We start from the raw sequence: 22,107 nt of genomic DNA on the forward strand, positions 1-22,107 counted from the left end.
GCATGGCCATGAACAGCTTCGAATGGGCCGATGCCACGACGGTCGAGCAGGCAGCCGATCTGCTTGCCGAAAGCACTGAGCAAAAACCCGTTATCGCCAAGGCAGGCGGGATTGACCTTCTCGACTTGATGAAGGAAGGGATTTTGGCGCCGGCGCGGCTTGTCAATCTGAAGACCATCCGCGGCCTCGACGAGATCGACACGGAAAACGGGCTGACGCTCGGTGCGCTGGTGACGCTCGATCGCATCGACAAGGATCCGCGGATCCACTCGCGCTACGTGGCGCTGTCGGACGCCGCCGCCCATGCGGCGACGCCGCAGGTCCGCAACGCCGCCACCATCGGCGGCAATCTGCTGCAGCGGCCGCGCTGCTGGTATTTTCGGCATGATCATTTCCATGGCGAAGGTGCCGATGAGATGGAGAGCAGCGGCGCTGACGAGAACCAGCATCATGCGATTTTCGACAATGACAAAAACGCGATGGTCCACGCCTCCACGCCGGCGACGGCGCTGGTCGCCTATAACGCGTGCGTCGAACTTGCCGGCGGCTCCAACGGCTCACGCGTCGTGAAGCTCTCGGATTTCTTGTTGCCACCCGAAATGCAACGCGCCAACGACACCAGGATCGAGTCTGGCGAAGTCATGACGCGCGTGACCATTCCGCCGTTGAGCGCCGGCGCGAAAGCCGCTTACCACAAGCAAACCGAGCGCGAGAGCTATGACTGGCCGATCTGCGATGTGGCAGTGGTTTTGACGATGGAGGGACAGACCGTGCAAAATGCCTCGATCGTCATGGGATGGGTCGCGCCAACACCTCGTCGCGCGATCGAAAGCGAACGTCTCCTCATCGGTAACAGGCTTACCGACGACCTGGCGCGACAGGCAGCCCATGCTGCCGTGGCGGACGCTACTCCGCTGTCGAAGAACGGCTACAAGGTGCCTGTCCTGGAGATCGTCGTTCGCCGCACGATCTTGGCTGCCGCCGTCGCGGGCTAGCTGTCTCGGGGTCGTCCAAAATGGGCTTGGAAACTTCGCAGTTGCAGCACCCGGTGCCCATGGTCTGCCGACGGCTGCGCTCCAAGGGTGCGCCGGGAACGGGTTATGGGAGCGGCGTCAGCTTCGACGCAGGCTACAGTTCGACCGCGACGTTCTGGTGTACCGCCACCGCAGGCGTCGTCGGGCCCGATGATTCCTACGTCCATCCGCACGTATGCATAAGCGCCCGGATCTGCTTCCTGAGTCCATCGGAGCAGGATCAAGTTTCATGACATCAGCGGAGAAGGAGAGCGACATTCAGCTGTCGTGGAAACACGCTGGCTTGACGACAAGCATTCGCGATATGCGCTGCAGCCGCTAGACCTGGTGAGGTCACGACCATCGGCCCATTCAGCGTGTGCATGCCGTCAGAAGTGAATGGTTCGACGTTGCCATCGATCCCGGAACCATGCGGAACGATACCGGAAGCTTTTTGATTTCGGCCCACGAAAAAGATAATGAAATCAATAGGTTGAACACATCATCCAGGCCCACCAAAATATTAAGCCATTGATTTTGTTGTGTTCTTCGAGTCACTTTGCTCTTGCGTTTTGGACTCGAACCCCTCCTTCCGAAAGTCGGAAGGTCCCCAACACTCGGATGGTGAGGTTTGTGATCCATAATAGTACCGGCCTCCGCGCGGCTTGCATGGCGTGGCGGCGCAACTCCACCAATCGCCGCGCAGCGCCCTGCGAAACCGGAACCGTTCCAGACATCCAGTCGGAATTGTCTCGTCGCGATGACTTGCGCAGGGTCGCCGCGAGGCTCTTTCGTCAAGGCGGCGACCGAAGTGCGCTGTTTAGGCATGCGCCTTTACTGGCTATGCCTATGCCGGCAAACCTGCCATACGCATGGCGTCGCTGACTTCATCGATGATATCAGGCGCAATTCCTACGGCAGCGGACCAGCGCCCGATGGTGAAGTGCGGGTCGAGCGAGAGCAGCCGCCCAGCCGAGGCTTTTGCCTCGTCGAGCTGCCCGAGCCTGGCTAGCGGTGCCGCCAGCCATCCGTGCAGGATGCTGAAGCCGGGGTTCAGTTCCACCGCCCGCCGGCCTGCTATGACGGCTTGCTCGTGTCGGCCGGACAGGAAATTGCCGAAGCCGATGATGCCTTGCGGCACGCAGCTCATCGTGTCGAGGGGGCTCAGCCGCATCGCCTGCTCGCCCCAGTCGATCGCCCGCGCCGCGTCGCCGCCATAGGCCACCGGCACGCAGCCGAAGGCATAGACGAAGGCGCAGGATGCGCTGAGCGCCAGGGCTGCCGCGAACGCCTCGTCGGCCAGCCTGCGGTCATGCTCCACCAGGCCGATGGTGAACCCGGCCAGAGCGAGAGCCATCGCGTCGCCCGAACCGTACTCGATCGCCGCATGGGCATGGCGGGCCGCCTTCTCGCGGTGCTCCGCTTGCATGCCGCCGCGTATGAACAGCGTCTGATGCGCCCAGGCGGCAAAGCCGTGGGCAAGGGCATAGGTGGGCTCGATGGCTAAAGCCTGGTCGAGCAGGGGCAGACCCTTGGACGCCCCCTGCGGCATGAAGGTGTAGACATCGGACAGCGCACGAAGCAGAAGATCATAAGCATCGAGACTGTCGGGGCGCCGGCGCCGGACGCGTTCGATCTCGGCCCGGCGCAAATTGGGCTCTATTGCCGCGACCACGCTGACGGTGATCTCGTCCTGCAGCGCGAACACGTCGGTCAGGTCGCGGTCGTAGCGTTCGGCCCACAGATGGCTACCGTCCTCGGCGTCGATAAGCTGGCCGGCGATGCGCACACGGCTTCCCACCTTGCGCACGCTGCCCTCCAGAACGTAGCGCACGCCGAGCTCGCGCCCGACCTGCTTCACGTCGACCGCGCGGCCCTTGTAGGTGAAGGAGGAATTTCGCGCGATGACGAAGAGCCATCGGATCCGCGACAGCCCGGTAATGATGTCCTCGACCATGCCATCGGCAAAATAGTCCTGATCCGGATCGCCGCTCAGATTAACGAAGGGCAGCACCGCGATCGATGGACGGGCGGGAATGCGAGAGCCAGGCTTCGGTTGCTCCATCGCGGCGATCGCCCCTGCTTCCGACATCTGGACCTCCTCGCGGACAGTGCCGACAAAGCGAAGGCCCCTGCGCAGGATGGTGCGGATGAGGCGTTGCTCCTCGCCGCTGTCGCCGAGCGCATTTCGGGCGGCATTGATGCGGCTGGCGAGCGTGGCGTCAGAAATGATGCGCCCCTGCCAGACAGCATCGACCAGATCGTCCTTGCTCACCACCCGCTCGCGATTGCGGATCAGGTATTGCAACAGGTCGAACACCTGCGGCTCGACGGAGACCAGGTCGTTGCCGCGACGCAGTTCGCGCCGATCGCCGTCCAGAGCAAAATCCTCAAAATGATATGGCAAAATCACTCGCTCCAGACCGCGCTGCAAATGGACCGACACTGTAGCCGCGTCGTGGACGCAAAATCAAAGCGATCTCAATGCAAAATCAAGAGGTCCTGAAGGCCGCCTCAAAGCGCTTCCCTCAGCCCTGCCGCATAGTCCTCCTGCAACAAACGCTTCAACCAACGTTTTGAAAAGGAGAACTCACATGTCGAACACTGCAGCAAAGTCAGTCGTCCTCGTGCATGGCGGCTTCGTCGATGGCTCCGGCTGGGACGGGGTCTACCAGATCCTCAAGAAGGACGGCTATGATGTGATCATCGTCCAGAACCCGACGACCTCGCTCGCTGACGATGTCGCTGTCACCAAGCGTGCCATCGCCGCCGCTCCGGGCAAGGTCATCCTGGTCGGTCACTCCTATGGCGGCGTCGTGGTGTCGGAAGCCGGCACCGATCCCAAGGTCGCTGCCGTCGTCTATATCGCGGCCTTCGCGCCAGACGCCGGCGAGTCGGTCTCGACCCTGATCGCCAACCCGCCGCCCGGAGCGCCGGTGCCGCCGATCCTGCCGCCCGTCGACGGCTTCCTGATGCTCGACAAGGAAAAGTTCGCCGCCTCGTTCGCCGCCGATGTCCGTCCCTCGCTCGCCTCCTTCATGGCGGATTCGCAGGTGCCGTGGGGTGTGGCGGCACTCGAAGGCAAGGTCACCGCTCCGGCCTGGAAGGCAAAGCGCTCGTGGTATCTCGTTGCCAAGGACGACAAGATGATCCCGCCGCCGGCGCAGCGCCAGATGGCAAGCCGCGCTCAGGCGACGACCGTCGAGGTGCCCGGCAGCCACGCTGTCTACGTCTCCGATCCCGCAGCTGTCGCCAACCTCATCAAGCAGGCGGCCGCCGATGTCGGCAAGAAGTGAACCGGCCATGATGGGCTGCCTGGGCGCTCGGCGGCGCCCAGGCCCTTTTTTTCTCGCTCTGAACGTATCGTCTCCGGCTGACCAGTCTAACCAAGCGCAGAAGCATACGGAACGATGCGGGAAAATTTCTGATTCTGGCGCACGAAAAAGACAATGAAATCAAAGTTCTTGATACATCCTCCGGGCCCACCAAAGTCATTAAATATCAATAAGTTATGGCCAACGTCTATCTAAAGTGGGCCACTTGAGCTCCGCTATACCCGCCGTATTCAGATTGAATGTTGTCGCCTGGCCACGATCCAAGGGCAGGGGAAGCGATCTTGTGCCTGTCTCTACCGTCTATTTCTGCTCCTGTTCGTCGGTCGGGTTGCGTGCCGCCACACATAGCGCAGCTATTTCAACGCTGGAAAGCTCTTTGGTCGATGCGTGCGGCAAAAGGCGGTGATGACGTGCGAATGGGATGGTTTCGAGCGCCTGATCGAGAATGTCGCGGCGGCACGTATCGCCAAAGGGCATCGACCGCACGCAAGGCAACATTTGACTAGGAGCTGCGCGCTCCGAAGCTCACGATGCGCTGCCCTCATGCCCCTGTTGGCGCTCTCCGAGCTTTCTGGGGACCTTCGTAGTGCTCGTACTGCGGGAAATTCGCACGGTTTGCAGCTCTCTTAGAACACAAGTTCATATTGACTAAATAGTCGTTTTGACCATAGTGTGCGCTGGCGTGCCGACGACCGCACCTTCCAGTGTATCGGGGCGGGTCGTTTTTCGGTGATGAGCACCGCGTTGGAGCGCATACAGAATAGGACGGATCCGACAATGCCAGCCTGTCGATGTCAGCCGGGGGACCGAAGAAGCTCTCGCTTGGTGCTTGCGATTTTACTGACCATTTGCTTGTTCGCAAACGGTTGCGCGACCCGAGCGGAAAACGTGTTCCGCCCTTCCACAGTCGCCGCCAGCGAGGCCACGCAGGTCAATCTACTGGTCGCCACAACGCGCAAGCCGTCAACGGATCCCGGCCGACTTTATTCAGGCGAGCGCGGAACGGCGATCTCGTTGGACAGCGTCACTGTCACCATACCTCCGGATCGAAACCGAAAGATCGGTCAGATCCAGTGGCCTTCACGGCTTCCCCCTGATCCCGATCGGGAGTTTGCCATGGTCGGGGCCGACAAAGTCGCAACGGAAAGGCAGGTCTTCGATTGGTTCCGCAAGAACCGAAACGCAAAGCGACAGGTGCTCATTTTCGTGCACGGCTACAACAATACCTATGCCGACGCCGTGTTTCGTTTCGCTCAGATCGTCCACGACTCGGGAACTGACGCAGCGCCTATTCTCTTCGCTTGGCCATCGCGGGCCAGGGTCTTCGACTATCTCTATGACAAGGAGAGCGCCAACTACTCGCGCCGGGCGTTGGAGGACTTGATCCTCCAGGCCTCCATGAGTCCCGACGTCGACGACGTCACCATTCTTGCTCATTCGATGGGGACGTGGCTTGCCGCGGAGGCGTTACGCGGTGTCGCCATGCGCAAAAAGTCGATCCCGGCCAAGGTCAGGAATGTCGTCTTGGCGTCTCCGGATATCGACATCGACGTGTTTCGCCGTCAATTTGTCGAGATGGGGCCAAATAAGCCGCGTTTCACAATCTTCACGTCGACGCGGGACAAGGCTCTAGAGGTCTCCCGCTGGCTATCTGGTGGAATTTCGCGTGTCGGCGGTACCGATCTCACGCCATATAAGGCGGTTCTTGGTGAACTCGGAGTTGCGGTTATCGACACCAGCGCAATAGCGTCGGGAGATTCGCTGGGCCACAATGCCTTTGCCGGCAGCCCTGAGATTATCCGTTTGCTGGCACAGCGCCTGGGCGGGCAATCTGTGTCCGGAGGCGAGGCTGGGTTCGCGGATCGCTTAGCCGCGGCGGCCGGTAGTCTCGGCCGGTCGGCGACGCGCAAAACCGTTACCGTCCCAGTTGATAGCAGCGAGGCACGCAAATTGTTGAAGCGTGAGTCTACCACCTCGACCGGGCAGATCGTTGATGGTCAGATCTCGTACTAAGATATCTGTGTAGACTGTGTCAGAGTCACGATAGTCGCGATTAAAGCCAGCCAACATAGTCTGGACGTTTTGGTCAATATGACCTAGTGTACAATCTGTTGTTGGAGATCTGATCAGCGATGGCGAAGGTCAATCCGATTCGTCGAGCCGAAATTGGGCGCGAAAAGCGCGCGCGAACCCGAGCAGAACTCGTTGCCGCGGCCAACTCGTTGTTCGCCAAGCAGGCCGTGGAATCGGTCACAGTCGACGACGTGGTCAGGGAGGCCGGCGTCGCCAAGGGAACGTTCTACGTTCACTTCGATGGTTTGGACGCTCTAACGGCGGCGGTCGCGGAGGAACTGGTCCAGTCTTTCGACGAAATGCTGCAAGCCGACCGGCTTTCCCTCGAGGATCCTGCCCTTCGGATTGCGTTCGGGTGCACCTCATTCATCGACAAGGCCCTCAATGACCCTCGATGGGCCAGCCTTGTCGCCAGAATGGCGGCGGCAGCCCCGAAGGGTGGCGAGCTCCTCCGCAGCCGGCTTTTCGAAGACCTGCAACAGTTCTCGAAGAGCTTCCCGGACGCCGGGGCATCCGCGGAGCTGAACCTGGAGATCGTCGTTGGGATCATGCTCCAGCTCATGCGCGCGCTCGGCGAGCGCAGGCTGTCATCGCTCGATCGCGACGCGGCCGTCAGCGCGATCCTGCGCGCGATCGGCCTCAACGCTCGGCAGGCGAAGTCGGTTCTTGCGCGCTTGCCTGGATCTGCCGACGGCGCAGTGCCTGATGGGCCGAGGCCGCCGAAGTCTCAGCGACCAGGTGCGGCGAGCAGCGCGGCCTGATCTTGGACTGCCGCCCTCACGCGGCGATTTCCGTTATCTGTTCGCCGAGATCGGGTGCTTTGTGGCGGGCGCCAGATCCTTGCGTTGATCCGGTCACCAGAGTGTGGCCGGCGCCCTTCTGTTCCAAAACGGGCGCTCGGGCAGCAGCTGAAGCAAAGTAAGCGCTGCAAGTGCGGCGGGTGGCACACGCAGCGCGCAGCCGCCCGGCGTGACGGTCAAGAGGATATCTCCCGGAACGATGTTGGCGACGTTAGACAATTTCGAGATTGTCGCGGCAGGCCTGAACACGAGAGCGAAAGTGTTATCGCGCCGTCTCACTGACCCCTTGATTGCGAACTGGAGCTTTCACCCACAAGCGGCGTGATGCGTGTCCCCAGCACAAACGCCTCATTGCGCTCGCCCCTTGTACTCGAAGCGGGTGAGTGGTCGCCATTCGGATATCTCGCGAAGCGCTGCTTGCGGCCGAGCAGCCATTGAATTCACGCCGCTGCATAATTCATATTGACTATTTAGTCGTTTTGACCATACTGTACAAATATCAGTATCGGTGGGCCTTTGCCAGACAGGAGGAAGGCTAGTGACAAGCGTATCTCAAGCTCCAGGGTCGCACGTGCTCCGTATCCGGTGCCACGGGTTCGCAACTGCGTTGAAGATCACCCTCGGACGGTATGCATTCAAATCGGAGGTGTTGGAGTGTGTCGGCGCCGACCTCGGCAAGGCAGGGAGGTCTTGGGCATGACATCAGGCGCTGCAGCTCTGTGCCTCGGGCCTGGCGGCTCGGGCGGGTTTACAGTTCGTCAATTTACAAGGCGAAGGCCGGCGGCAGATGAAATCGAAGTCGCCGTGACCGCCGCTTCGGTCAACCCGATCGATGTGCGCCGCTCCGAGGGCTACGGCCGGAGGCTGCTATCGCTGATCGGAGCCGGCAGGTTTCCGCTAGTGCTCGGCAACGATCTTGCGGGTACGGTTACTGCGGTGGGCTCCCGTGTGGCGACTTTCAAGATCGGCGATCGAGTCTATGGAGCAAAGCCTGCTTCAACCGAAGGAACCCACGCCAGCCATGTGCTGGTCAAGGCCGTCCACGTGCTGGCCGTTCCTGAAGGCCTTGACCTTCACCCGCTCGCTGCAATCCCCTACAGCTTCACAACAATGTGGCTCGCTGTACGCGGAGCGGGCCTTACCCGGGAGAACGCCCCCGGAAAGACCGTGCTGGTCCACGGTGCCGCCGGCGGACTGGGGACGTTGGCAACGCAGATGCTCTCCTCATGGGGCGCGAGAGTTACGGCGATTGCCCGGAAGTCAAACAGCAAGGTGTGTCTTGAGGCGGGTGCCACCGAAGTGGTCGAGCAAACAGACAAGTTGTTCGGCTCCCTGGGGCGTACTTTTGACGCAACTCTCAACTTCGCCACCTGGGAAGATGATCTCGCATTGCTAGACTGTCTGCGCGACGGTGCGCTCGGTCACGCAACCACCGTGCACCCAATGTTAGGGAACTTCGACCGGCTTGGCTGGCTGCGCGGTATGCTAAAGACAATCTCGCAAAAGAAGCATCACCGACGCGCGCTGCCGAAGGGCGCCAGCAATTACGCATGGGTCCTCTTCAAGCCGCACAAGGCAGCACTGGATGATTTGCGCCAGTTCGTCGAACACAACCATGTCAGCCTGCCGATCGGTCTGTGCAAGCCGCTCGCCGGAGCAGGCGTGGCTTTCGACCACGTCAGGAAAAGACAGCCGGGGCGCGTGCTGCTGCTGCCCTGACACCACAGTCGAGACGTTGCGACGAGCGCGAAGGGGCGCACCTCAGGCTTTCATAAGGTGCGTTGTCCATCAAAACATGCGTCCGGCCGGGATGCTTTATCCAACCCTATTCAGCGCTGGCCGAGGCCGAGAGCTCGAAGCGTCGCGTCGAGCGCTTGGCTGGTCGTTTCGGGCCGGGGACCTCGCGCAACAATTCCGCGCGTCACCTCCAGCCATATTCCAATTGCGATGTCGGCTGCCAACTCTACGTCGCGCACGCTCACCCGGCCCTGGGCAATCGCTTCCTCGATGTCCGCCTTGAGATTCGCGCGGACCCCCATGCCGAACTCAATGGGTGATTGCGAACTCTGAATGACAAGGCGGGCCCAGTCCGTATCCGCGCTCGCTCTCTCCAGGAATTTCATGAACGCGAAAGATAGGCGCTCAACCGGATCCCGCCGCTCGAGCCTGGCAGGCGACAGCAGCTCATCAAAGCTCTGACTGAGCCCGGCCCCCACCGCAGCCGCCAGATCTCCGATGCTCTTGAAGTGGTAGTAGAAAGTCCCCTTGGCAACGCCCGCAGCCTCGACGACAGCATCCACCGTGATCGCCTCGTGCGTACGCCCCCCAAGGAGCGTCGCCCCTGCCTCCACGATCTGCGCACGCGTTCGCGCCCGCTTCTCACGCCCGATCTCCGCCCTGCGCGCCAAATCGACTTTTGCCATTAGTTCATGCCCTTTTTGCATCGCACCGCAATTCTCATATTGACGATATAGTCGTTTTGACATATTAGTGCAAATTGAAATTGATGCCGGTCCCCCATGCGGACGGCGAAGGGCCGCGAGGTCGCTCGGTGAGAAGGAAAGCAGTCGATGAACTTTCAGACCCAGAAGGATTTCCGGACGGCGGAACCGAGTCTCCCTTTCGAATGCATTGCGTTGGTGTTGCAAGGCGGCGGTGCGCTCGGAGCCTACCAGGCCGGCGTCTACGAAGCCCTTGCGGAGGCCGACATTCATCCAGATTGGGTTGCCGGCGTCTCCATTGGAGCCATCAACTCCGCGATCATCGCTGGAAACGAGCCGGCCGAACGGGTTGAGAAACTGCGGACCTTCTGGCGGGAGATCACTGCCAATCCACTTCTCGACTGGACTGCCGCCGCAGACGCTCTCGCTCCGAAGGGCAATCTGCCGCGCACGCTCTTCAATCAATTCGGTGCAGCCTGCGCGCTCGTCGCCGGTGCTCCAGGCTTCTTCAGCCTCCGACAGCCCGTTCCCTGGCTGTACCCGAATGGCTCAATTGAAAGCACGAGTTTTTACGAAACCAACCGCCTCAAGAGTACTCTGGAGCGGCTTGTGGACTTCGACCGGATCAACGCGGGCGGCATGCGTTTCAGTGTCGGCGCCGTGAACGTGCGGACAGGAAATCTCGTCTACTTCGACAATGAGACGCATACGATCCGGCCCGAGCACGTAATGGCCAGCGGCTCGCTTCCACCCGGTTTTCCGGCGGTCGAGATCGAGGGCGAGTTCTACTGGGATGGCGGCCTCGTTTCCAACACGCCGCTGCAGTGGGTCGTCGAGCACGGGACCCGGCAGGACACGATTGCCTTCCAGGTCGACCTCTGGAGCGAGCGCGGCGAACTTCCCCGAAATCTGGCCGACGTCGCGGCGCGGCAAAAGGAAATCCAGTATTCGAGCCGAACGCGCGCCCATACCGACCAGTTCAAGCTGTACCAGCGCGCCCGACACACGCTCGCGAACCTTCTGGCAAAACTGCCCGCGGACCTTGTGGGTAGCGAGGAGGCGAGAATGCTGAGCTCAATTGCAGACCACAAGGTCTACAAGCTGGTCCATCTGATCTATGGCTCGAAGCAGTATGAAACCCACTCGAAGGACTACGAATTCTCGCGGCTGTCCATGGAAGAGCATTGGCGGGCTGGTTACTTCGACGCCGTGCGCACGTTGCGCCATCCTGAGGCACTGAGTCGGCCGGACAATCTGGACGGGGTCAGCACGTATAACCTTGCCGTCGACGGGCGGGAATAGAGGTCGGTCGCCGCAAAGCGACTGCCCTGTCGCGGCGGCCCCTGAACGCAAAACGAGCCGCTTGATCCAGTCCAAAGGAATTTCAGACATGCACCAAGACACCGTCCGGGCGAGGGCTTTCGCCATGCCCCTGACCAGCCCGGCCTATCCGGCCGGCCCATATCGCTTCCGAAACCGGGAGTATCTGATCGTCACATATCGGACCGATCCGCAGAAACTGCGCGACCTCGTGCCGGAGCCGCTGGAGGTGCGCGAGCCTCTCGTGAAATTCGAATTCATTCGCATGCCGGACTCGACCGGCTTCGGCGACTACACGGAAAGCGGGCAAGTCATCCCGGTCTCCTTCCGCGGACGCAAGGGCAGTTACACCCACTGTATGTTTCTCAACGACCATCCGCCGATTGCCGGGGGACGCGAGCTGTGGGGCTTTCCCAAGAAGCTCGCAAGTCCGACTCTTCGGACCGAAACCGACACTCTGGTGGGCACGCTCGACTACGGCCCGGTCCGCGTTGCGACCGGCACGATGGGCTACAAGCACCGAGCCGCCGACCTCGCGAGCGTGAAGGCCTCGCTCGCCGAACCGAACTTCCTCCTCAAAATCATCCCTCACGTCGACGGCACGCCGCGCATCTGCGAACTCGTGGAATACCACTTGGAGGAAATCAATCTGCAGGGCGCCTGGACCGGCCCGGCAGCCCTGAACCTTTGGTCACACGCCCTGGCCCCAGTCGCCGAGCTGCCGGTGCTGGAAGTCGTTTCGGCAGTTCACATCGTCGCCGATCTCACGCTCGCGCTCGGGAAGGTCGTCCACGACTACCTCGCGGAAGCCGAGCCTCGCTATCGGAAAGGAAGAACCCATGCATTCGCAGAATGAAACTTCATCTTACAAGCATGCTAGCGGCGGTGGCCGGCTTCTCGACAAGGTGGCAGTGATCACCGGAGCCGCGAGCGGCATCGGCAAAGAAATTGCGCTCATGTTCGCTCGCGAGGGGGCAAGAGTGGTCATTGCGGATCTTGATCACAGCGCGGCGCAAAAGGCCGCGTCCGAGATCGATCCGATGGGCAAACGTGCGCTCGGGGTTGGCATGGATGTCAGCAACGAGGAGCAGGTGGAAAGCGGAATGGCGCAGGCGATCGAAACCTTCGGGCGCCTCGACATCCTGGTCAGCAACGCCGGCGTCCAGATCGTGGCGCCGCTTGTCGAGTTCGAGTTCGAGAAATGGAAGAAGTTGCTTTCCATCCATTTGGACGGAGCCTTCCTGACCACCCGTGCCGCCTTGCGGCAGATGTACAGGCAGAAGAGCGGCAGCATCATCTACATGGGATCCGTGCACTCCAAGGAGGCGTCACCGCTCAAGGCGCCCTACGTCACCGCCAAACATGGCCTCGTTGGCCTGGCGAAGGTCGTGGCCAAGGAAGGTGCCGCGCACGGCGTGCGTGCCAACGTGATCTGCCCCGGCTTTGTGCGCACGCCGCTGGTCGACAAACAGATCCCGGAGCAGGCGCGCGAGCTTGGGATCTCCGAGGCGGACGTGATCAAGACCATGATGCTGAAAGAGACGGTCGACGGCGAGTTCACGACCGTCCAGGACGTTGCGGAAGCAGCGCTGTTCCTGGCAGCCTTCCCATCGAACGCGCTGACTGGCCAGTCGATGGTGGTCAGCCATGGATGGTTCATGCAGTAGAGGCCCAGAGAATCGCTTCTCTGTGTCAAAAGGCTAGAGCCGTATACCTCAGAATAATAGCGATCGAACTTCCCACTGAGTAACAACTTTGGCAGGGAAGAATATCCCTGAACTGCCTTGACGGAGAGAAGCGTGCGGTACACGTCCTCGCAATCCAGTGATCGAAGACTAGAGGAGCCCGTTGCTCCCTTTTCGGCGGCCGTACCGCCCCTGTGTCTCTCGTCCATAGTGCACGATTTCAATAGTCTGCTGACGCCGGTCCTGACCATTCTCGAAGAGCTGCAAGCCCGCCGCGCCGGCACGTCCAGGCAGCTTAGGAAGCTCGACGGTGCGATATACTGCGCATTTCGTGCCAAGATACTTGCTCGGGAACTTCTCGACTTTACGAGCCCGCGTCAGGCAAGGCCGGAACCGGTTGACATTCACCAGATGATCTCGCTCTTGGAGGCGGCACTTGAAAGTGTTCTGCCATCAAGCATCAGCCTCGAAGTTGATATCGCCAATAGCCTTCCGCTGGCTTTTGTCGACCAGCCGTTTGTGGAGCGCGCCCTCCTCAATCTTGTCCTCAATGCGCGCGACACGATGCCTGAGGGTGGCGAAATCACCATTGCGGCAGCGCCGGAGTTGCCGCCTGTCAGCCAGGCTGGACCGCGTAAGCTGATGATCCGCCTTTCGGTCGCAAATCGGGGCATCTCTCCAGAGGCGCCGAGCATGGTGGGACATCCACACTTCTCGACCCAGACCAATAGGACCAGTCTCGTTTTGGCGATCGTCAAACAACTCATGGAGAGCTTGGAGGGTGGGCTCACACTGACCAACACTGCTCGTCGGGGCACGACAGTCGACCTGTGGTTGCCAGCAATCTCGGCCTGCTCAGCCGACTGAGCTGTTGGCGACAGGAAAGGAACTATCGCGATGGAACTCCGCGTTCTGCTCACACAGTGCTTCTCCGCCATTCACGACTTCGTGGCGCCGCGATATCGACCGGAACTTCACTATATGCGTGGCCCTGGCCCGGCATATGCACGGCGCGCGGTGCTGGACGAATCTCGACGAGTGCTGCCGGTCCTGCGCAACCCGCGCCGGTAGCACGAGTCGTCGGGGCGGCAATTCCGCAACCTGCTGATATTGCAGGCGGTCACTTGACGCCCCCGGCAAGTAATGGCCGGCAACCCGAGGGAATCGCGCCCCCGACCAATCGGTCAGCGTTAGTTGGCAGGGTCCTCCAGATTACCGCAATATACAAAGGTATGGGTCTGGCAACTACGGCGACATGAGCGACGAACAACAATATAATAGAGGCCGGTACGTGCTGTAATAGATGTTTGTTGTGGCGTTAGCACGTCGATTGAAGAAGGGCTGGCGATGATATGCATAAATTGCGATCTTGGATTCCACAGACGTCCTACAAGATACTACTTCTGTTCTCAGATATGCTGGGAAGACGCCAAAACAACCACATCATGGAGGATTCTGTCGGATGATTTCGGTTCTCTATCGCCTCCGGTCAGGCTCACTACTTGCGCTCATTTTCCTCGGCCTGCATAGCCAAGCCAGCGCACACGATGCCCCGACCGGGTGGAAGTACCCGTGGGCATGCTGCAGCAATATGGATTGCCAGCAGGTCCAGTCCTCGGCGGTTATCGAGAAGCCCCAGGGTTACGTCATCCAATCCACCGGTGAGGTGGTCGGTTACCGAGACAAGCGCATAAAGGACTCGCCCGACGGCGAATACCATTGGTGCGCGCACCAGGCGGGTCTCGATGCGGGCCAGACGATCTGTCTTTTCGTCCCGCCCAGGGCCTCATGAGGCGGCTAGGCGTGATGCGAAGCTTCAGGAGACTGGAAGGTCAGCTGAGGATCATCCTCCTTGGCCTATCCACGCGACGGCGTGCCTACACAATGGATGGCCAACCGAAGTGCGTGGTTACTCCGGCGACATACGAGTCTGGGGCGCGTACCGTAGAAAAAGGCGGCCCCGGACTGTTGAGATGAGCCGGTTCGAGCCGCTAATATAACCGATCGCCAATAAACATGAGATAATATCAAACAGGTCCGCCAACAGGCAAATCGCCCCTGTATCCTCCAGCGAGGCGATGCTGCGGCGTGCGAAACGCAGCCGATGAGGTAGCGCAGGGCGGATGTAAGCAACTGGTTCAGGAGTTCTGCCGAAACGGCTAAGCGGTTATACCTCGGCATAATACCCAGAGTAGTCGAGACAGGGTAAACCTTGCAACGGCCCCTGAAATCCAGCGTCCTCCCACAAGGGGCCGAATTGCCGCGCCGGTGTGCCTCTTGACCGCAAAAACCTCCTCCTGCCGGCGCGGCCCCTTCCAAGAGGCAGAACAGCGCTTTTCGCGGCCCTGTTTCGTGTGGCCTGTTCGAAGGGATGCGAACGGAACCTGGGCGTGGGATGAAGATCAGCGATAGATGTGATCGGCTTTGCTGGGCGCCCCAAGAAGTGGGCACATTGACACGAGAGGGAAGTGGGTGAAGCCTGACTAGAACTGCGATGCCCGCTCTAAAAAGGTTGCGGGCAGTAGAGCCGAGCGATGGAAGATGGACGACACCGTCCAAGGCGGGCCGAAGAGGAGCGCCGGGAAAAACACAGGCAGACAGAAGCGCCCAGCCGCTCCTGTCTGGCAAGCGACGTCGACCCTCGCTTGGCCTGACGCGCTCCAAGCTACTTGGGATTGCGACGATCGCATCCTCACCCGGCAGATACGCCAGGACGAGGAGGCGGGGCCGCGGCCTGTCTTGGTGGTGCGGCTTGCGGCCGAGCACCCCAGCCGCACCAGCCTCGACAGACTGGCGCACGAATATGGCCTGAGAGACGAGCTCGACGGTACGTGGGCAGCGAAGCCGCTGGAATTCATCAACGAAAATAACCGGAGCGCGCTGATCCTAGACGACTGCGGCGGCGTGCCCCTCCGCCAGCTGATCGCGGAGCGAAAGCAGGGGATGGCGACCGAGCTCCCGCTCTTCCTGCGTCTTGCCATCGGTATCGCCGCGGCGGTCGGCAAGGTTCACGAGCGTGGTCTAGTTCACAGGGACATCAAGCCGGCGAACATCCTGGTGAACGAGGCAGAGGGCCAGGTTCGGCTCACAGGCTTCGGCGTGGCGTCGCGTCTTTCTCGGGAGCGCCAGGCGTCCGAGCCTCCCGAGGTCATTGCCGGTACTCTCGCGTACATGGCGCCCGAACAAACCGGCCGCATGAACCGATCGGTCGACGCCCGTAGCGACCTTTATGCGATCGGCGTCACGCTTTATGAGACGCTCACCGGCAAGCTGCCGTTCACCGCTTCCGATCCGATGGAGTGGGTGCACTGCCACATTGCCAAGCGCCCGGTGCCACCGTCCGAGCGGATGAAGAAGGTGCCCCGCGCTGTCTCGGCAATCCTCATGAAGCTGCTCGCCAAGAACGCCGAGGAGCGCTACCAGACGGCCGGCGGGCTGGAGGCCGATCTGCGGCGGGCCCTGCTTGAATGGGAGAGCCGAGGGCGGATCGGTGAATTTCCGCTTGGGACGCACGATCTGGCCGACGAGCTGCTGATTCCTGAGCGGCTCTATGGGCGCGAACGTGAGATCGCTGTCCTGCTTGCCGCCTTCGACCGGGTTGTTGCGGGCGGCGAGCCGCAGCTGGTGTTGGTGTCGGGCCACGCCGGGGCTGGCAAGTCCACGGTCGTACACGAGCTCCACCGTGCTCTCGTGCCGTCTCGCGGGCTGTTTGCATCCGGCAAATTCGACCAGAACCAGCGCGACGCTCCCTACGCGAGCTTAGCACAGGCCCTGCAGGGCCTCATCCGGCCCCTGCTGGGCAAGAGCGAAGCTGAGCTTGTGCCCTGGCGCGCCGGCTTGATTGAAGCTTTGGGCGCGAGCGGACGGCTGATGGAAACGCTCGTCCCGGAGCTCGAAGCGCTTATCGGTCCACAGCCGCCGGTCGCGGAGTTGCCGCCGCAAGATGCAAAGCGCCGCTTCCATTTGATCATCAGGCGACTGCTCGGAGTGTTCGCCCGAGCGGAGCATCCGCTGGCGCTGTTTCTGGACGACCTCCAATGGTTGGACACCGCGACGCTCGACCTGCTTGAGGATATTTGCACGCAACGGGATATGCGTCACCTGCTGCTGATTGGCGCTTATCGCGACAACGAGGTCACACCCACCCATCCGCTGATTCGTCGGCTGGCCGCGATTCGCGATGCCGGGGGGCTGGTTCGGGAGATCCAACTGGCGCCGCTCAGGCTGGAAGAAATGGTCCGGATTTTCGCCGATGCTCTTCATTGCCGGAGCGGTCGCGTCCAGCCGCTTGCGCGGCTGGTGCACAAGAAGAGCGCGGGCAATCCGTTCTTTGCCCTTCAGTTCCTGAGCACGTTGCCGGATGAGGGGCTGCTTTGGTTGGATCGTGCGCAGGGTCGCTGGGATTGGGACCTCGAGCGCATACGCGCCAAAGGCTATACCGATAACGTCGCGGATCTCATGCTGAGCAAGCTGCGGCGCCTGCCAACCACGACCCAGATTGCCTTGAACGTACTGGCCTGCCTCGGCAGTCGAGCGACAGTTGGCACCTTGACGCTGATCAGAGGCGAAAATGAAGAAGCGGTTCACACGGTGTTTTGGGCTGCGGTACGGACCGGGCTGGTGCTGCGGCAACAGGGGGCGTACCGGTTCTTGCATGACCGGATTCAAGAGGCCGCCTACGGGCTGATCCCCGAAAGCGAGCGAGCCGTGGCGCACCTCGCTGTTGGCCGCGTCCTGCTGACGCATACGCCCTCGGACGCACTCGAGGAGAGTATCTTCGACATCGTCGGCCAGCTCAACCGCGGCAGCATGCTGATTGCGCCGGGCGAAGAGCGCGAGCGCCTCGCCGATCTGAACTTGGTCGCCGCCCGCCGTGCCAAGGCGGCGGCGGCGTACGCGTCGGCGCTGACCTATGCCACCACGGGTGCGGGTCTCTTGCCGGATGATGCGTGGGAGCGCCGGTACGAGCTCGCTTTCGGCCTCAATCTGCACAGGGCCGAATGCGAATTCCTCGCCGGGGCGCCGGCTGAGGCGCAGGCGCGGCTCGCGGAGTTGGCAAGCCGTGCCGCCAGCCTCACTGATTTGGCCCGCGTCACTCGGCTGCGTGTGGACCTTTTCATGAGCCTGGGTCGAAGCGATCAGGCCATCGTTTTCGGCCTCGACTACCTGCGCCGCGTCGGCATCACCTGGTCGGCGCATCCGACCAGGAAACAAGTGCGGCAGGAATACGCGCGGCTTTGGCGGCAGCTCGGAAACCGCCCGATGGAAACGCTGCTCGACTCGCCCCCGATGGCAGATCCTGTTGCGCTCGCGACCATGAATGTCCTCACATCGCTCGTGACCCCGGCCTTGTTTACCGACGAGAATCTGCGTTGCCTCGTGATCGGGCGAATGGGGAACGTCAGCCTGCGGCACGGCAACAGCGACACGTCGCCCTACGCCTACACCGCGGTAGGCACTGTGCTGGGGCTGTATTTTGGCAACTACGAGGCAGGTTTCCGGTTCGGCCTGCTCGGGCTGGACCTGGTGGAACAGCCTGGAATGGACCGCCTGAAGGCACGAGTCTACCTCGCCTTCGGCAACCTTGCAAAATCTTCGCCACGGCATGTCCGGACGGGCCGTCCACTGGCGCAGCGCGTATTTGAAACGGCGCAGCAGGTCGGCGATCTCACCTATGCTGTCTTGAGCCGCAATAACCTCCTGACCTACCTCCTCGCCAGTGGCGAGCCCCTCTCTGAGGTTCAACGCGATGCGGAAGCCGGTCTGGTTTTCGCCCGCCAGGCCGGGTTCGGTGTCGTCGTCGGCTTCATTGCCGGTCAACTTCAGCTCATTCGAACGCTTCGCGGCCTGACGCCGGTGTTCGGCTGCTTCAACGACACAGGATTCGACGAGCAGCAATTCGAGCGTCAGACCGACGGCAAGCCGGGTAGTTGCTTGTACTGGATCCGCAAGCTGCAGGCACGCGCTCTCGCCGGCGACCACGTCGCAGCGCTTGCAGCAGCGGCGAAAGTACAAGGCCTCCTGTGGATGACCCCTGCCATTTTCGAGCGGGCGGAATACCATTTTTATGCAGGCCTCTCGCTGGCCGCACTCTGCGACGAAGTATCGGCCACCGAGAGTTCCCAACATCGGAGGGCCTTGGCCGCTCACCGTCGCCAAATCGAGGAGTGGGCCGAGCACAGTCCAGAGAATTTTGCGAGCCGCGCAGTGTTGATCAACGCGGAGACTGCGCGCTTGGGCAACCACGCGCTGGATGCCGAGCATTTGTATGAACAGGCCATCCAATTGGCCCACGCGAACGCGCTTCCTCACGACGAGGCGATCGCGTATGAGCGCGCTTCCGCCTTCTACCGCAGGCGCGGGTTCGATCAGATTGCTCAGCTCTACCTGCAAAACGCCCGTCGCTGTTATCTGCGTTGGGGAGCTGAGGGCAAGGTGCGGCAACTCGATGAGCTCTCTCCACGCCTGCGGGACGACGAACCAGCACCCGTTGCGACGAGCACCATCGAAGCGCCAGTCGAACGTCTCGACCTCGCCACCGTCATCAAGGTGTCGCAAGCGGTCTCCGGCGAAATCGACATCGAGAAGCTGATTGACACAGTGCTGCGAATGGCCATCGAACAGGCGGGAGCCGAGCGCGGGCTTCTTATCCTGTCGCGTGGTGGTGAGCCGCGAATTGCCGCGGAGGCCACGACCCGCGGCGACGCCGTGCTCATAGAGCTGCGCGATGCGGCCGCTGTGGGAACGATGCCGGAGTCAGTTCTCAATTACGTCCTGCGTACGGGGGAAGCTGTAAGCCTCGACGATGCGTCTGCCGAAAACTCCTTTGCGGCCGATCCCTACATCCGTGACCACACGGCCAGATCCATTCTCTGCTTGCCGCTGATCAATCACGCGAAGCTGATCGGCGTGCTCTATCTGGAGAACAATCTGGCCGGTCGTGTCTTCGCGCCGGCCCGCAGTGCGGTGCTGAAGCTCCTCGCTTCGCAGGCCGCCAGCGCGCTCGAGATTACCGGTCTTTACCGCGACCTCGCAGAACGCGAAGGCCGGATTGGCCGTCTGGTCGAGGCCAACATCATCGGGATTTTCATCCGCGATATCGATGGCCGAATTGTCGAAGCCAACGAGGCGTTTGTCAGGATGGTGGGCTATAGCCGCGACGAACTCTCCTCGGGTCGCCTGCTCGACGCAGATCTGACGCCGCCGGAGTGGCGCGAGCGTGACGCCGAGGCTGGGGCCGAGCTGAAGATGAACGGCAGCGTCCAGCCGTTCGAAAAGGAGTACCAGCGAAAGGATGGTGGCCGCGTATCCGTGCTGATTGGCGAGGCGAGCTTCGAAGGAACCGGAAACCAGACTGTCGCCTTCGTACTGGATCTGTCCGAGCGCAAGCGGGCGGAAGAAAAATTACGAGCGAGCGAGTCACGCTTCCGAACGTTCGTCGATCACGCGACCGACGCGTTCTTCCTGCACGCCGACGACCTGACCGTCATAGATGTTAACCGTCAGGCCTGCGAAAGCCTCGGCTACAGCCGCGAGGAACTGATTGGAATGCACCCGCGCGAGTTCGACGGGGATCTGAACCAGGAGGTGCTCGCCAACTTGGTAGCTCGAGTTGAGACCGGACAGACAGTGACGTTCGAGACGCTGCACTGTCGCAAGGACGGCAGCGTATTTCCCGTCGAAATTCGCGCCGGTCGATTCCAGCAGGGAGAGCAATGGTTCCGTCTTTCACTTGTGCGCGACATCACCAGCCGCAAGCAGGCGGAGAATGCCCTCCAACTCGCGCAAGCCGAGCTTGCCCATATGAGCAGGATGACCACAATGGGAGAGCTTGCGGCTTCGATCGCCCACGAGGTCAGACAGCCTCTCACCGGGCTCGTCGGCAGCGGCAATGCGTGTCTTCGCTATCTTGATGCGGATCCGCGCGACATCATCTCCGCCCGTCGGGCCGTCGAGCATATGATCAGTGACGCCTTTCGCGCGTCCGAGGTCATCGACCGGATCAGGGCGATGGCGAAGAAATCCCCCGAGCGGCGGGATCGGCTGAGCATCAATGACATTGTTTCGGAGACGATTGCGTTGGTGTCCACGGACCTGCAACGAGGCGCCATCTCGCTGAACACCGAGCTGTCGGACAACCTGCCTCCAATCGTGGGCGACCAGGTCCAAATACAGCAGGTCGTTCTCAACCTCATAATGAACGCCAAGGATGCAATGACAGCGGTTCCAAAAGGATCACGCGAACTCGTCATAAGCACCGAACGAGTGGCACCACATACGGCTTTGGTAGCGGTCCGTGACAGCGGCCCGCCAATCGACTCCGCGAAGGTCGACGAAATGTTCGAGGCCTTTTACAGCACCAAACCCAAGGGCATGGGCCTGGGCCTCACGATCAGTCGTTCGATCATCGAGTCTCACAACGGCCGACTCTGGGCCGTCCCCAACCAGCCGCGCGGCGCAATTTTCCAGTTTACATTGCCAGTTGAGGAGAAACCGGAATAATAATTAGCGTCCGGCCTGCCGCGTATTAGCGGCGGCTCAACCTTGGGGCGCATGGATGGAGGAGTTCGTCTACATCATTGATGATGACGCGTCGGTTCGGAGGGGCCTCGGCGAACTCTTGCGCTCGGTCGGACTTGGCGTGCACACATTCGAGTCCAGCCAGGAGTTTCTGGACAGCAAGCGCTCTGATGCTCCAGGCTGCATCATCCTCGACGTGAGGCTGCCGGGGCGGAGTGGGCTCGAATTTCAGAGTATGCTGCAGAATTTGGGCATTCAACTTCCCGTCATTTTCATCAGTGCCCATAGCGACATTCCGATCTCGGTGCGCGCGATGAAATCGGGCGCCATCGAGTTCCTGACGAAGCCGCTGCGTGAACAGGAATTGCTAGACGCGGTTCACGCCGGGATCGAGCAGGACCGCACTCGGCGGCAGAAGGCCGAACTCATTGCCGATTTTCGGACGCGCTACGATTCCTTGACGCCGCGCGAGCGAGAGATCATGAACTTGGTAGTCACCGGCAGGGTCAACAAGCAGATCGCTGCTCAAGCGGGTCTCAGCGAGGTGACCGTGAAGGTCCATCGCGGGCACGTCATGCAGAAGATGCGGGCGAAATCTCTCGTCGATCTGGTCCGAATGGCGGACAGCCTGGGTGTGACGACCACGCCGACTCGCGTGAAATAGCGGTCCTATAAAATATACCAACGTATAATTGCCCTGGTGCGCATGAATATGCGCCGGATGCGCTCTTTCGTTTTCCCTTAAGGAAGTTGACCAACTTGGCAATGGCGTTGAACCGCCAGCCGCCTCTACTGTCCAACCAAAGGACGGAGCTGGTTAGATGATCAAAAGGCCAGTATCTGCAATCTTCGCGGATACCCTGTGCGGTCCCTCAACGCGTCAAGCACTGCACGCATCAATCATACGTCAACCGCGAGCT

At 61.1% G+C, this 22,107-nt stretch carries 16 protein-coding genes; 12 read left to right on the forward strand and 4 right to left on the reverse strand.

Annotated features, from left to right (window positions below; translation table 11 throughout):
• The first annotated feature begins 2 nt into the window (after positions 1 to 2).
• A complete protein-coding gene (locus AC0NIE_RS14165; RefSeq protein ID WP_473485404.1) occupies positions 3 to 995 on the forward strand; it encodes an FAD binding domain-containing protein in 993 nt (330 codons plus the stop codon).
• An 865-nt stretch (positions 996 to 1,860) separates the two neighbouring features.
• On the opposite strand, the gene AC0NIE_RS14170 is transcribed toward AC0NIE_RS14165, so the two are convergent.
• Positions 1,861 to 3,420, reverse strand: coding sequence for a winged helix-turn-helix domain-containing tetratricopeptide repeat protein (locus AC0NIE_RS14170; RefSeq protein WP_473485405.1), 1,560 nt, complete (start codon positions 3,418 to 3,420; stop codon positions 1,861 to 1,863).
• Positions 3,421 to 3,607: 187 nt separating this feature from the next.
• Here AC0NIE_RS14170 and AC0NIE_RS14175 point away from each other — a divergent pair, with 187 nt between their 5' ends.
• Positions 3,608 to 4,309: an alpha/beta fold hydrolase gene (locus AC0NIE_RS14175; RefSeq protein ID WP_473485406.1), complete on the forward strand. Its 702-nt coding sequence runs from the start codon at positions 3,608 to 3,610 to the stop codon at positions 4,307 to 4,309.
• A gap of 339 nt (positions 4,310 to 4,648) precedes the next feature.
• Here the strand turns inward: AC0NIE_RS14175 and AC0NIE_RS14180 are convergent, their stop codons facing one another.
• Positions 4,649 to 4,825, reverse strand: coding sequence for a hypothetical protein (locus tag AC0NIE_RS14180; RefSeq protein ID WP_473485407.1), 177 nt, complete (start codon positions 4,823 to 4,825; stop codon positions 4,649 to 4,651).
• Between the two features lie 348 nt (positions 4,826 to 5,173).
• Here AC0NIE_RS14180 and AC0NIE_RS14185 point away from each other — a divergent pair, with 348 nt between their 5' ends.
• Entirely contained in the window at positions 5,174 to 6,361 is a 1,188-nt protein-coding gene (locus AC0NIE_RS14185) for an alpha/beta hydrolase (RefSeq protein ID WP_473485610.1), read from the forward strand.
• A gap of 119 nt (positions 6,362 to 6,480) precedes the next feature.
• On the forward strand, positions 6,481 to 7,182 hold the full coding sequence (locus AC0NIE_RS14190) for a TetR/AcrR family transcriptional regulator (RefSeq protein ID WP_473485408.1): 702 nt from the start codon (positions 6,481 to 6,483) through the stop codon (positions 7,180 to 7,182).
• A 93-nt stretch (positions 7,183 to 7,275) separates the two neighbouring features.
• Here the strand turns inward: AC0NIE_RS14190 and AC0NIE_RS14195 are convergent, their stop codons facing one another.
• Positions 7,276 to 7,512 (reverse strand): fumarylacetoacetate hydrolase family protein, encoded by a 237-nt coding sequence (locus AC0NIE_RS14195; RefSeq protein ID WP_473485611.1) that lies wholly within the window; start codon positions 7,510 to 7,512, stop codon positions 7,276 to 7,278.
• Positions 7,513 to 7,917: 405 nt separating this feature from the next.
• On the opposite strand from AC0NIE_RS14195, the gene AC0NIE_RS14200 reads away from it, so the two are divergent.
• Complete coding sequence (locus AC0NIE_RS14200; RefSeq protein ID WP_473485409.1) at positions 7,918 to 8,940, forward strand: alcohol dehydrogenase catalytic domain-containing protein; 1,023 nt, start codon at positions 7,918 to 7,920, stop codon at positions 8,938 to 8,940.
• 110 nt (positions 8,941 to 9,050) lie between these two features.
• Here the strand turns inward: AC0NIE_RS14200 and AC0NIE_RS14205 are convergent, their stop codons facing one another.
• Positions 9,051 to 9,644, reverse strand: a complete 594-nt coding sequence (locus tag AC0NIE_RS14205) for a TetR/AcrR family transcriptional regulator (protein ID WP_473485410.1) — start codon at positions 9,642 to 9,644, stop codon at positions 9,051 to 9,053.
• A 147-nt stretch (positions 9,645 to 9,791) separates the two neighbouring features.
• On the opposite strand from AC0NIE_RS14205, the gene AC0NIE_RS14210 reads away from it, so the two are divergent.
• The 7 genes from AC0NIE_RS14210 (at position 9,792) to AC0NIE_RS14240 (ending at position 21,851) form a co-directional block, all read left to right on the forward strand.
• On the forward strand, positions 9,792 to 10,964 hold the full coding sequence (locus AC0NIE_RS14210; protein ID WP_473485411.1) for a patatin-like phospholipase family protein: 1,173 nt from the start codon (positions 9,792 to 9,794) through the stop codon (positions 10,962 to 10,964).
• An 88-nt stretch (positions 10,965 to 11,052) separates the two neighbouring features.
• Positions 11,053 to 11,838: an acetoacetate decarboxylase gene (locus AC0NIE_RS14215; RefSeq protein ID WP_473485412.1), complete on the forward strand. Its 786-nt coding sequence runs from the start codon at positions 11,053 to 11,055 to the stop codon at positions 11,836 to 11,838.
• Entirely contained in the window at positions 11,822 to 12,649 is an 828-nt protein-coding gene (locus AC0NIE_RS14220; RefSeq protein WP_473485413.1) for a 3-hydroxybutyrate dehydrogenase, read from the forward strand. The genes AC0NIE_RS14215 and AC0NIE_RS14220 overlap by 17 nt, the downstream gene beginning before the upstream one ends.
• A gap of 132 nt (positions 12,650 to 12,781) precedes the next feature.
• Complete coding sequence (locus AC0NIE_RS14225; protein WP_473485414.1) at positions 12,782 to 13,534, forward strand: ATP-binding protein; 753 nt, start codon at positions 12,782 to 12,784, stop codon at positions 13,532 to 13,534.
• Positions 13,535 to 14,129: 595 nt separating this feature from the next.
• Positions 14,130 to 14,459 carry a hypothetical protein gene (locus tag AC0NIE_RS14230; protein ID WP_473485415.1) on the forward strand — a complete coding sequence of 110 codons (330 nt, stop codon included), beginning with the start codon at positions 14,130 to 14,132 and terminating at the stop codon, positions 14,457 to 14,459.
• 749 nt (positions 14,460 to 15,208) lie between these two features.
• Positions 15,209 to 21,169, forward strand: a complete 5,961-nt coding sequence (locus tag AC0NIE_RS14235; RefSeq protein ID WP_473485416.1) for an AAA family ATPase — start codon at positions 15,209 to 15,211, stop codon at positions 21,167 to 21,169.
• Between the two features lie 55 nt (positions 21,170 to 21,224).
• Positions 21,225 to 21,851, forward strand: a complete 627-nt coding sequence (locus AC0NIE_RS14240) for a response regulator transcription factor (protein WP_473485417.1) — start codon at positions 21,225 to 21,227, stop codon at positions 21,849 to 21,851.
• Positions 21,852 to 22,107 lie beyond the last annotated feature (256 nt).

Source organism: Mesorhizobium sp. WSM4842 (assembly GCF_055901575.1).